The organism is Aurantiacibacter rhizosphaerae (assembly GCF_009807005.1).
GTDB classification, from domain to species: domain Bacteria; phylum Pseudomonadota; class Alphaproteobacteria; order Sphingomonadales; family Sphingomonadaceae; genus Alteraurantiacibacter; species Alteraurantiacibacter rhizosphaerae.
In genome coordinates this window covers 1364563-1377247 of sequence record NZ_WUBR01000001.1, presented here as the reverse complement: position 1 = coordinate 1377247, position 12685 = coordinate 1364563, and the positions used below count along the sequence as shown (strand labels likewise).

Annotated in this window: 7 protein-coding genes; 1 reads left to right on the top strand and 6 read right to left on the bottom strand. The window is 59.9% G+C overall.

The features are described 5' to 3' along the window. Positions 1-74: 74 nt before the first annotated feature. A complete protein-coding gene (locus tag GRF63_RS06495) occupies positions 75-1466 on the top strand; it encodes an aminotransferase (RefSeq protein WP_160485111.1) in 1392 nt (463 codons plus the stop codon). An 18-nt stretch (positions 1467-1484) separates the two neighbouring features. On the opposite strand, the gene GRF63_RS06490 is transcribed toward GRF63_RS06495, so the two are convergent. The 6 genes from GRF63_RS06490 to GRF63_RS06465 form a co-directional block, all read right to left on the bottom strand. After that, positions 1485-2303 (bottom strand): helix-turn-helix transcriptional regulator, encoded by an 819-nt coding sequence (locus tag GRF63_RS06490; protein ID WP_160485110.1) that lies wholly within the window; start codon positions 2301-2303, stop codon positions 1485-1487. Positions 2304-2340: 37 nt separating this feature from the next. Next, positions 2341-3669 carry an APC family permease gene (locus GRF63_RS06485; RefSeq protein ID WP_160485109.1) on the bottom strand — a complete coding sequence of 443 codons (1329 nt, stop codon included), beginning with the start codon at positions 3667-3669 and terminating at the stop codon, positions 2341-2343. Between the two features lie 74 nt (positions 3670-3743). Continuing rightward, positions 3744-6314 (bottom strand): TonB-dependent receptor, encoded by a 2571-nt coding sequence (locus GRF63_RS06480; protein ID WP_160485108.1) that lies wholly within the window; start codon positions 6312-6314, stop codon positions 3744-3746. Positions 6315-6746: 432 nt separating this feature from the next. Further along, a complete protein-coding gene (locus GRF63_RS06475) occupies positions 6747-8447 on the bottom strand; it encodes an amidohydrolase (RefSeq protein ID WP_160485107.1) in 1701 nt (566 codons plus the stop codon). A gap of 26 nt (positions 8448-8473) precedes the next feature. After that, positions 8474-10231 (bottom strand): amidohydrolase, encoded by a 1758-nt coding sequence (locus GRF63_RS06470; RefSeq protein ID WP_160485106.1) that lies wholly within the window; start codon positions 10229-10231, stop codon positions 8474-8476. 34 nt (positions 10232-10265) lie between these two features. Next, positions 10266-12638 (bottom strand): TonB-dependent receptor, encoded by a 2373-nt coding sequence (locus tag GRF63_RS06465; RefSeq protein ID WP_160485105.1) that lies wholly within the window; start codon positions 12636-12638, stop codon positions 10266-10268. Positions 12639-12685 lie beyond the last annotated feature (47 nt).

Here is a 12685-nt window from a genome sequence, read left to right as displayed (position 1 = left end):
GGGACTATCGGCTTTTTCCATGCGCACTACTTTTATCCGCAGAGTTAAAGCTGACGCATCTTTGGAGCAACGAAATGGATGGCACTTCGAAATCGGATAGCTGGCGTGCTGATCGGGATCATTTCATCCATCCCTACACCGACTTTACGACTTTCGCGGAAACCGGCAGCCAGGTGATGAGCCACGGCGATGCGATGATGATCACCGATGAGGACGGGCGATCCTACCTGGATGGTATTGCCGGCCTGTGGTGCGTCAACCTTGGCCATGGCCGCCGCGAGATTGCCAGCGCCATGGGCGAACAGGCCGCGCGGCTGGGCTATTTCAACACCTTTGGCCATTCAACCAACACTCCCGCCGCCCTGCTGGCGCGCAAGCTGGCGGAGCGTACACCGGGTGATCTGAACCACGTCTTCTTCACCACCGGCGGCTCCACCGCGAATGACACTGCGGTGCGGCTGGCGCATTACTATTTCAATCGGCTTGGCAAACCAGCAAAGAAGAAGATCCTGTCGCGCCACAACGGCTATCACGGATCGACCTACTTCGCCGCCGCGCTGACGGGTATTCACGGCATCCACTATGGGTTTGATCGGATCGCAGAGGACATCGTGCACCACCTTTCGGCAGCCGATTGCTTTCGCCGGCCGGACGGGATGGACGAAGCGCAGTTCTGTGATTTCCTTGTCGACGAAGCGCGCTACCGCATCATGCAGCTGGGCGCGGAAAATATCGCCGCCTTCATTGCAGAGCCCGTGATGGGCGCCGGGGGCGTTCTGGTGGCGCCCGAAGGGTATCACCGCCGCATGGCCGATCTGTGCCGGGAGAATGACATTCTCTACATCGCGGACGAGGTGGTTACCGGCTTCGGCAGGCTGGGCCATTGGTTCGCTTCTGAAGACAGGTTCGCCCATGTCCCGGACATTCTGATCACCGCCAAGGGTATTAGTTCTGGCTATTGCCCCATCGGTGCGGCGATCTTCTCCGATCGCATTCACGAGGTGATCAGCGTGCCGCAGGGGCCGGGCGGCGTGCTGACGCACGGTTTCACCTATTCAGGCCACCCGGTGTCGTGTGCTGCCGCGCTGAAATCCATCGAGCTTTACGAGCAGGAGGATGTCTTCGCCAATGTTCTGGATACAGGCCCTTACCTACAGGAGCGTTTGCAGGGCCTGACCCGGCACGAGATCGTGGGCGATGTTCGCGGGGAGCAGTTGATGGCCGGTGTGGAGCTGGTGGCCAACCGTGCCAGCAAGACAAGCTTCGCCCCAGAACTTGCCGCGGCGGAAATCGTCTTTGGCCGTGCCCGCGAACTGGGTGTGATCGTGCGGCCCGTGGGCAATACGGTAATCATGTCGCCACCGCTGATCATCTCTCGCGAACAGGTGGATAAGCTGGTGGATGCGCTGGATCAGGCGATTGAAGATGTGTCGGGCCAGCTGCTTTCGCAGGCGGCCGCAGCCTGATCTTCAACGGCTTGGAGCCTAGAAGCTTTTGCGGAAGAACATGGAGTATATTTCGCGCGTGCTGCGAGTGCCAAGCTTGCGATTGATGCGCTTTCGGTAGACCTTCACCGTCTCGTGACTGATGCCCAGTTCGCGGCCGATCATCTTGTTGGAATAGCCGCGCAGCAGATAGCCGGTCACCTCGATCTCGCGCCCCACCAGGCCCCGCGCGCCACATATGCTTTGCAGATTGTCGTTTGAATTGCCGGAGATGGTGGAAAGGCTGGACCACTGGCGATACATCAATTCGCGAATGGCGGGGAACAGCGCGCGCAATTGCTTCAACTGCCCACGCCTGAGCGCGCCCTCGTCGCTTGCACGGATGCCCAGCATCGTGACCAGGCTAATCTGTTTGCTGAGGCGTACGAAGATGCCGCACTCGTCAATCAGCCCGGTGGAATCATAATAGGTCAGGTAATATTCGCTCTTGCGGAAGCCGTCGGGCACATTGTCCGACAATCGATACACCCCGTCCTCGATCTGCGAATTTGCCATGTTGTACCATGGGTCTAGCAGGTAGGTGCCATCGAAATAGGGGCGCAGCGTCGTCTTCTCGTCGTCCGGGCTGAGATCGCTGTGCAGGCGCACCGGCTTTGCCCCTTCTGAAAAGGCGGCGACCACTGTCGAGGTATAGCCGCTCATCCCTTCCAGCATGGCGGCAAGGCTGTCTCCGAAACTGGTGGAGCCGACGGATGAAATCGCCAGCGCAAGCTGGCCGGCTATACGCTCCAGCTCCGGGTCCGGATCGTCGGCCTTTCGCGGCTTGCGCCTTTGCAATGCATCGTTCGGCTCGCTCATTTCGGCCGGTTCTGGACCTGCATACACTGCATCCCGCTCATACTGGTGCTTCGGCTGATTTATACGTGAAAGAAATGATAAGCCCCACCACCAGCCACAGCAAGCCGATCATCAGTGCCAGGCCAGAAAGGCTGAACCACAGCCAGATGGTGAGAAGCAGACCGATGATCGGACACACCAGATATCGCAGGATGATGGCCCCCGTCTTGCGGCCAAGCTTCTCCCTGAAAATGAAGGGCACCGAAAGATTGACGATTGAGAACGCGAAGAGCGCCCCGAAACTGATCAGCGATGCAAGGCTTTCCAGAGAGATGAACACCGCGATCAGGGAAAACAGGCCCACGGTGCAGATGGCATAGGTCGGCGTGTTGAACCTGCGGTCCAGATGCCCGAACCATGATTTTGGCAATTGTCCTTCGCGGCCCATGGCGAACAGGATGCGCGAAACGCTGGCCTGCGAAGCAATGGCGGAGGCTACGCAGCCAGCCAGATAGGCGGCGATGAAGGCCGCGGAAACGATGGGCCCCAGTGGTTTCATCACTTCCAGCCCTGCGGTATCGGCCGACTGGATCTGCCGCCAGTCACCCAGCACCAGCGTGCCCGCATAGGAAAGCACGATGAAAATCGCCCCGCCCAGAAGCGCGGTCAGCAAGATCGCGCGCGGCACGCTTTTTTCGGGGTCACGCGCCTCTTCTGAAAGGGTGGAAACGGCGTCGAAACCCAGGAATGACAAGCACAGGATCGCCGCACCTGCCAGCAGCCCGGCCCATTCTAAACCCGGTGAGTAGAAAGGGTAGGAAACAAACTCTGTCTCTGGCCTCAGGAATACGATTGCCACGAAAACCGCGGCGAAAACGATCTGCGCCACCACCAGCAACAGGCTGGCCCGCTTCACCACGTCTACCCCCACCACATTGAGGCCCGTGACCAGCAGGATGGCAGCGATGATGAAGAGGCTACTGGGAATGCCAGGAAAATAGGCGTTAAGATAAATACCGATAATCAGATAGTTGATCGCCGGTAGTAAGAGATAGTCCAGCAGCAGCGTCCACCCGGTGGCAAAGCCTGCGCGCTTTCCGAAGGCGGCTGAGACATAGGCAAAAGCGGAGCCTGCCGAGGGGATCTTGCGCACCAGCACGGCATAGCTGAGCGCCGTGAAGAACATCGCTATTGTCGTGACGACATAGGCTAGCGGAAGATGGCCCTGGGTAATCTCGGTAACGGCGCCAAAGGTTGTGAAAACCGTCAGCGGCACGAGGTAGGCGAGCCCGAACACCGTCAATGAGAATGTGCCCATCACCCGGTTCAGCTTTGCAGCACCTTGCTCCGTGGGCGATGTCGCAGTGTCGATCGGGGTGCCTGTCATGTCGTGGAATCTGCTCCTGTTCGATCAACACGGGCCGACCGGACACTGCCCAATCGACCCGCGCCGAAGTTTAATCAGTAACGGTATGCAACAGTCAGCCCGACCGTGCGCGGACGCAGGGACGAGGCTGTGTAAACCACGTTGTTGAACTGCGCGTCGAGCCCGAAAAGCGGCGTTGCGTTGGTGAGGTTCTCGACGAATATCGAAACATCGAGTTCATCGAATTTTGCACCGCCGCGAAGGTTAACCGTGGTGTATGATTCCAGCGGCCGCAGCAGCGGATCGAACTGCGGTGATGCCGGATCGGTTTCCCCGTATTCCCGCGCCGAGGTAAGATGAGCGACATCGGCACGGCCATAGAAGCGATCAAAATCATACTGCCCGTAAAGCGAGAAGCGCCAGGGCCGCGTTTCGCCGATTGGCGTGCCCGCCGCACCCAGCACGGTGCCATCGGGCGTGATGACATCATCTTGATAGGTGGTGGAATTATAACCCACGGTGCCGCCGATGCGCAGATCGTCAACCGGTTCAAGATCGATAGCAAGATCGATACCCTTGGATGTCGCATCGCCAAGATTATCGACAAAGGCATAGAGGCAGGTGGGCAGGAAAACGCTGTTCTGGATGTTCGACCAATCGATGTAATAGGCGCTGAGATCGATATTTACGCGCCCGTTGGCGAAGCGGTTCTTGGAACCTGCTTCGTAACTCCAGACTGAATCAGAGCCATAGACCGCAGGCTGGCTGGCATTGCCCTGCCCATCGACATAGCCGATGTTCGCAAGGTCAGGTCCACAGAACTTTGCCGGCACGCGGGCGTTCACACCCGCCGGGCGGAATCCCTTGGCAATCGTGCCGTAGAACAGGTGATCCTGCGTTGCCTGCCACGAAATGCCGAACTTTGGCGTGATCGCGGTTTCGGAATTCTTGAAGCCGGATGTGTCCACGTAAACGGGCGCGAATGTGCCAGAGCCGACAACACAGGTTTCACCCGCAGGACAAGGTGCACCATAGGGCGCGTTATCATTGTTGAGCGGGCCTCGGAAGGTTGCGTCAAGTTCTAGATCGTTTTTGGCAACACGTACCCCGGCGATCAGCGTAAGATCTTCGATCACTTCGTATTCAACCTGGCCAAAGCCTGCCAGCTGCTTTTCCGTCAGATCGCGGTTTTCGATATAGGAGCTGTTCTTGGGACCGAGCAGCGGTGTGCCGAAGGCATTCTCCACCGCAGAAGACCCCGGTCCGAACGGTTGCCCGCCCGCAACGCCGCCGAACAATGGAAGAACCGGTAGATTGGAAACGAAGTTGTTGCCGATGTTCTGCGTAGATCCCTGCTTGTTGCGGGAATAGAAGCCGCCCAGCACCCAGTTGAAGCGGGACGAGGTATCGGTGGATTGCAAGCGGATTTCCTGAACGAAATTCTCCTGCGCCACGCCATAGGCGGACATTGATTTGTAGCCTTCAGGCACGAAAAATTCGAATGCATACTGGAATGCATCGATGACGGTGAAATCCAGGAATGTCTCGCTTTCCCGATCAAAGTAGGACGTGCTGCTAATTAGCTGGACCGTGTCGGACAGATCGATTTCGGCATCGACTGCGTAAAGCCAGAACGTATCCTCTGATGCTTCCAGGTCAGGAATATCGACCTGTGTGAACAGCGGATTGGAGCCGGGTGCACCCTGAAAATTGACGCGGCGCACATAATCCGCATCGTCCAGGTCAGACCCTGCCAGCCAGAATGCGCCAAGGCCATCGTCGCGGCGCAGGCGCTGGTAGCTGACCGATGGCGAAATGCTCAGCCAGTCATTCGGGCGGAACTCCAGCGCCAGTCGCGCCGTCAGCGCGTTGGAACTGTTGGTGTCTTTGCGCAAAACCTCCGTCGTGTTGAAATCGACAAGGTTGGCATAGGGATATTCCGGCGCTGGCGGATTGCCGGTTGCGGGGTCGACAGCGGGCGTGACATCCGCCCGTACCGCGTCAACATATCCGCCATCCTTGCGATAATAGACGTGGCCACGAAAGCCCAGGACACCCGGCACGATCGGCCCGCCGATGGCAGCACCGGCCTCATACGATTCATCGCCATTGTGCGTGGTGGAAATTTCAGCGCGTCCGTAGGCGGACCAGTCATACATTTCGGGCGCAGTCTGGATGAAGCGGACTGTGCCGCCTTCCGATCCAGCACCGAACAGCGTGCCTTGCGGACCGCGCAGAACCTCCACCCGCTCAAGGTCGAAAATCTCCGGAAATGCCGTGCCCGCGCCATAGCCAAGGTTGCGCACCTGGATCGGCGTATCGTCGATATAGACACCGGTCGTGCCCGCGCCGGCACCGGACGCGATCCCGCGAATGGAGATATTGTTCGAGCCTGTAAGGGTGCGGCCAAGCTCAAGGCCGGGCGTCAGGCTGACAAGATCGTCGATCTGCTTGGCACCCACCGCTTCCAGTGTTTCGGTGCCGAAGGCCGAAACGCTGACCGGAGTACGCTCAATCGATTCCGCCCGGCGGGTTGCCGTCACCACTATGGTGTCGGTCCGGTTCGCCGCAGTGTCCGTATCATTCGGCGCGGCCGTCTGGGCCGCAGCAGAACCGGCGGAAAAAGCGCCAAGTGATGCACCTGCCAGCAAGATTAGTTTTCGCATTTTCGACTTCCCCATTCATGTCGGTATTTGTTGAACCGTTCCTCGCCTGCGTCTTTTTATCGATTGGCCCGATAGTCCCCCTCACCCTCGCGATCAGCAAGTCACCCTGCGGGGGTACAGTGGCGGTGGGGGCTGCGTTCCGGGGGTCAGCAACGCTGATGACAGGTGACCGACAGATCGGCTGGAACACGCCTTAAAAAGACGCGCCAGCCCCTTGATCGGGAAACAGGAAATTTCGCAGGTGAAACAGAGATTATCGCCCCATTTAACAGCCTGAGATGGGGATTTAGCCGATGCTGCAGCCGCAAGGTCGCTGCTCTCAACAACGCAGCAAAGCCAGCACCCGCAAGCAGGCGCTGGCTTTGCTATTTACATGATGAAAAGGCGGTGGAAGCCCGAGGACCGAAGAAGCTTTCGGCCTGACCCTCCTCTTTACTGCGCCTGATACACCAGCTCTCCGCCCACGAAGCTCATCAGCACTTTCGTGTCATGAACATCGGTGATCGGCACTTCGAAGATATTACGATCAAGCACGATCATATCGGCCAGCTTGCCTGTCTCGATCGTGCCTGTGGCGTGGCCGGAATTCATCTGCTCGGCAGACTGGCGGGTGAAGATATCGATCGCCTGCTCCAGCGTGATACGCTCCTGCGCGCCCAGCACCTCACCGCCGCCGCCCGGCACCTGGCGGGTGACCAATGTCTCGATAGCGATCCACGGATTGACCGAGGGGACAACGCTCCAGTCCGATCCTGCCACGACATGCGCGCCTGCATCCAGCGCGTCCTTCACAGGGATCCAGCGCTTCATCCGCTCCTCACCCACGGCGGCGCGAATGTCCCCGATGATGGGCGTGGGATACCAGATGTAGGGAGAGAATTCGAAGGTGGCGAACATGTCGCGCGCACGGGCGATATCATCCATCTGCACGAAGCTGTTGTGGCCCACATTGTGATACTGGCCGCTGAAGCCATTCTGCTCTCGCGCGAATTCGATTGCGTTCAGCCCTGCCCTCACCGCGGCATCGCCTGCGGCGTGGAACTTCACGGTGAAGCCGCGACGATCCAGATCGGCGACGAGGGTGTTCAGCTCATCCTGCGGGATCATCAGCAGGCCACGCTCGCGCGCGGTCTGATCGTGATCGGAATGGCCGCCATCCACATAGGGGTCCACCATGGCGGCGGTGTGTCCGTCCGTCGGCACGCCATCCAGCATCAGCTTCACGCAAGTGGGAGAGAACTTGTCGCGCGCAAACTCCATGTGCCGCGCAATCAGGGACATGTCGCGGCCCCACAAGCACCCGCGCGCCCGCAGTTTCAGATCGCCGCGATCGGCCAGCATGTCATATGCGCGCGCCGTGGTTTCCGAAACGCCGGCATCGTCAAACGCGGTGATCCCGTAGGACATCATTTCATCCAGCGACCAGAGCAGCGCAGCCGCGCCTTCTTCCACCGAAACCTCCGGTATGCGGACAGAGACCAGCATCGCTGCCGCTTCGCGCAACACGCCGGAAGGGTCGCCTGCGGCATCGCGTTCGATAATGCCGCCATCGGGATCGGCGGTGTCGCGGTCGATCTCTGCAATCGCCAGCGCGCGTGAGTTGGCCCAGGCGCTGTGCCCGCTGATATCGCGCAGGATGATCGGATTGTCCGGGGCAACCTCGTCCAGCATGATACGCGTGGGCGTGGTGCCAAGGGAGTTGTTGTCATACCCGCCGCCGGTGATCCAGTCGCCCGGCTCCGCATTGGCGGCGCAATCGGCAATCACCGCCAGCGCGGCCTCTGCATTGGAACCATGGGGAATGTCGCAAGCCGATTGTGCCATGCCTGCACCAAGCGGATGAACATGCATATCGTGCAGGCCCGGCATCACCATCCGGCCATCCAGATCCATCACCTGCGTGGTTGCCGCGCGATGTGGCGCGACGGCGGCATCATCGCCCACCGCCACGATCACACCGTCGGCAATGGCAACGGAACTTACCCAGCCATCCGGCGTGTAGATCCGGGCATCCTCGATAATCAGGTCCGCTTCGGTAGGATCATAGGTGTTGGGCTGGTTGAACTGCGCCGATGCGGGTGCCGCCAGCATGACGGCGCCGGCCAGGAGGATGGTTTTCGCCTGCATTTTCATGGTCTCGGATATCCCTCAGTTGGCGGTCAGTTGGCAGTCAGTTGTGGGGGGTTTGCGGCATCGTAAACCAGTTCACCCTCGATATAGGCGCGCGCCACCTTGGTGCTGTGCACGCTGGTGATGGGCACTTCGAAGGGGTTCGTCTCGGTGACGATGAAATCGGCCATCATGCCCGGCTCCAAAGAGCCCCAGGTGGATCGTTCCCCCAGTTGCGAAGCGCCGTTGGCGGTGAAGATCTTGAAGGCGGTTTCCAGGTCGACACGCTGCCCCTCACCCACGGTGTTGCTGCTGCCACCCGGCATCTGGCGGGTTACCATGGTTTCAATCGCCAGCCATGGATTGACGGACGGGACGACGGACCAGTCAGACCCGGCCACCACCAGCGCGCCGGTTTCCACCGCATCGCGGATGGGGATCCAACGCTCCATCCGCTCATCACCGATGGCGCGGCGAATATCCTTGTCCGCAATGGGCGTGGGATACCAGATGTAGGGAGAGAACTCCCACGTCATGTTCACTTCGCGCACACGGGGAATGTCCTGCGGATCGATGAAGCTGTTGTGGCCAACATCATGCATCGGCCCACCCGCGCCGTTTACCTGGCGCGCATGGGCGACAGCATTGATCGCGGCGCGCACGGCGCCGTCCCCTGCCGCGTGAAACTTGATCAGCAGGCCTTGCCGATCGAAGTTGGCCACCGCCTCGTTCAGCACATCCTGCGGCACCATCAGCAGGCCGGTGGACGGCCCGTCCGAATGGCCGTGCGGATTATCGACATAGGGCCGCAGCATCGCGGCGGTGTGGCTTTCGGTCGGCACGCCATCCAGCACGATCTTCACGCAGCGCGGCTCAAATCGGCCGGCCTCGTAAAAGCCCCGCTCGTTGATGAGCTGCATGCTTTCCTCATGGCCTTCCATGCCAGGAGGTGCCCAGCGGATGCAGCCCAGCACCCGCTGCTTCATCACGCCGCTTTCGGAGAGGTCTGCAAGGACGCCGATATTCTCTTGTGTAACGCCGGCATCGTTGAAGGACGTGATCCCGTAAGACAGCATCTGCGCGGTGGAGAGGCGCAGAGCCCGCTCCCGCTCTGCCACGCTGGCAGGCGGCATCGCGTTGGCCACCAGAGCTTCTGCACTTTCACGCAGCAGGCCGGTGGGTTCGCCATTGGCATCCCGGTCAATAATGCCATTCAGTGGATCGGGCGTGTCGCGGGTGATGCCCGCCAGTTCCAGGGCGCGCGAATTGGCCCAGGAGCTGTGGTGGGATTCGTCCACCAGCACCACTGGATTGTCGGGCGCGATTGCATCCAGGAATTGGCGGTTCTGCTGACCATCCTCGAACACGGCGGCGACCCAGTTGCCGCCGGTGATCCAGTCACCCGGCTGCGCATTGGCGACGCATTCGCCAACCCGCTGCGCAATCCTGTCCGGCGATGCGCCCGGCTCAAACCCGCAGGCGAATTGCTCCATACCGGCGAACAGCACATGGACATGGGCATCGTGAAGACCTGGGAGAATGGTTTCACCGCCCATGTCCATGCGCCGGGTGGCGGCATCTGCAAGTTGCGCCACCTCTTCATTCGTACCGGTTGCCAGAATGACCCCGTCTGCCACCGCCATGGCCTCTGCCCAGCCATCGGGCGTGTGCACTTGCGCGTTGTAATAGATCTCTGTCGCATGTTCTGCGGCCAGATCATCGCGTTCGTGTGCCGTTGCCGTGGTGGCGATGGCAAGACTTGTGGCGAGCGTAATGGCAGTTCCAGCCAGCAAGGTGGGTCGGGTCATTCTGTTTCCTCTCAAGAGTGTTCGCTGATCGGCCTCAATATCGCACGGTGACGGTCACGCCGCCGGTACGCGGCCGGGGGCTGGTGGCACGGAACAGGGGTGAAAACTGCACGTCGCGCTGGCGGAACAGGCGCTTGTGCGTGTTGAACACGTTGTTCACGAACAGCGAGATATCCAGCAGATCGGTCTTCACGCCTGTGCGCAGTGACAGCAGGTGCAGTTCCTGGCGCGGCAGCAATTGCAGATCGGCACCGCCGTTGAGCGGGTTGAGGCCCGGCGTCAGATCGTTCTGCTTGCTCTGGAACTTGTAATCGAAGCGGGTGTAGCCTTCCTGTCCGAGCATGTCGTAATCATACTGGCCATTCAGCGTCACCTGCCACGGGTTGAGCGAGATCGCATCGCCCTCCGTCACCAGGTTGAGCGGTGCGGAAGGACCTGCACTCACCGTCTCATCCAGCTTCGCATCGACATAGCCGACCTGTCCGCCCAGCGTCAGATTGTCAGTGACCAGCGCCGAGAAAGCGACGTCGAAGCCCTTGCTGGTGGCCGAACCGAGATTATCGGTGAAGGCAAACCCGCAGGCGAGGCCGACGTTCTGCTGGATATTGTCCCACTTGATCAGGAAGGCGCTGGCTTCAACATTCACGCTGTTGCCGAACAGACTGTTCTTGGAGCCAACCTCGTAACTCCAGACAGAGTCCGATTCATACAGTTCTGGGCGATCGGACAGGCCGATATTGCCCAGCGGCGTGCCCGGAATGGGAGCACCTTGGGAAACACCGCACGGCAGGCCCACGGCAGGATTGTACCCGCCGATGCGGAAGCCCTTGGCGGCCGTCGCATAGAACAGGTGATCATCGTCCGGCTGGTAGGAGATGCCGAACTTCGGCGTGATCGGCGTTTCGCTTTGCGAGCCGGTGTCATCCACCGGCGGGCCGACCACGGGCCCAACGAACTGCGCGTTCACATCAAACTTGGTGCTGCTTACGCGCAGACCTGCCGTAAGGCTCAGCTCGTCAGTGACCTGGAAATCAACTTGGCCAAAACCGGCGATCTGTTCGTCCACCGATTCAGCATCGTCCAGCACGAACGTATATTTCCCATCGATCAGCCCCTGACCGAAGAACTGTTCGATCGTGATGCCGAAATTGTCCATGATCTGCTGCGGGAGGAAGGTGTTCTGCACCAGCTGCGCGGCGGTCTGCTTGTTGCGGGAATAAAACCCGCCGACCACCCAGCTAAAGCGCGAATCCGGATCATTGGATTGCAGGCGCAGTTCCTGGGTGAAATTGGCCTGCTGGTTATCCTGGAACGCCGGTGCGAAATAGCCGGCGGGAAAGAACGGGTTGCGTGCCCACAGCGAGGATTCAAACACCGTGTAATCGTTCACCGCGTTCTGGCTGCGATCGAAGTAGGAAGTGTTGGAGAACAGCGCCACTGGGCCAAGATCGAGTTCGATCGCGAGGGCAGGCAGCAGCAGACGGTCACTGCTGGTGTTGGCCAGCGCGTTGCCGTTGCGGAAATCGCCATCGTCGATATCGGACAGGTCTTCCCAGTAATAATTGCCGTCCGCGATATCGATGTCCTGATAGAAGATCGACGGGCGAATGGTCAGGTTCTCGGTCGGCTCGATTGCCAGCGCGCCTTGCAGAACGACCGTGTCGGAGTGGTTGGAATTCTCGTCCTCGATATTGCCGTTGATGTAATTTACCCGGTCGATGTAACCGCCATCGCGGCGGAAATAGCCGCTTACCCGGCCGGCAACCTTGCCTTCCACCAATGGCACGCTGACTGCGGCGCCCATTTCGTAGCTTGGATCACCGCCTTGCGTGAAGGCCAGCTCGCCGCGCCCGTAGGCTTCAACGTAATTGAGATTGGGCTGCTGCGTGATGAAGCGCACCGTGCCGCCCTGCGATCCTGCACCGAACAATGTGCCCTGCGGCCCGCGCAACACTTCCACACGTTGCAGATCGAACACTGCAGGGAACGGCGTGAAGGCAGAGAAACCGATGTTGCGGATCTGGATCGGCGTATCGTCGATATAGATGCCGGTGGTGGCAGAACCCGCCGTGGAGGAGATGCCGCGGATGGCGATATTGGCCGCGCCCGCATTGCGCTGATCGCCGCGGGTCAGGGTTACGCCGGGCGTGATGTTGGCGATATCATCGATATTGCGAACGCCCTGCTCATCCAGCGATTCCTGGCTGTAGGCAGCAACGCTGATCGGCACATCGGAAAGAGATTCCTCCGTCCGCCTTGCGGTAACGACGATCTCGTTGGGCCGCTCGCGCGCTTCGGGCTCCCCTGCCCGTTCAGCGGCGGTGTCCTGCGCGAATGCGGGCGTCGCAAAACCGGCGATTGCTGCGGATACGAGAAGTAGAGATTTGGTACTGCCGAACTTGTTCATGATTTTCCCCGACCTTGAATTCGAGGGTGCATGAGATGCCGGATAGG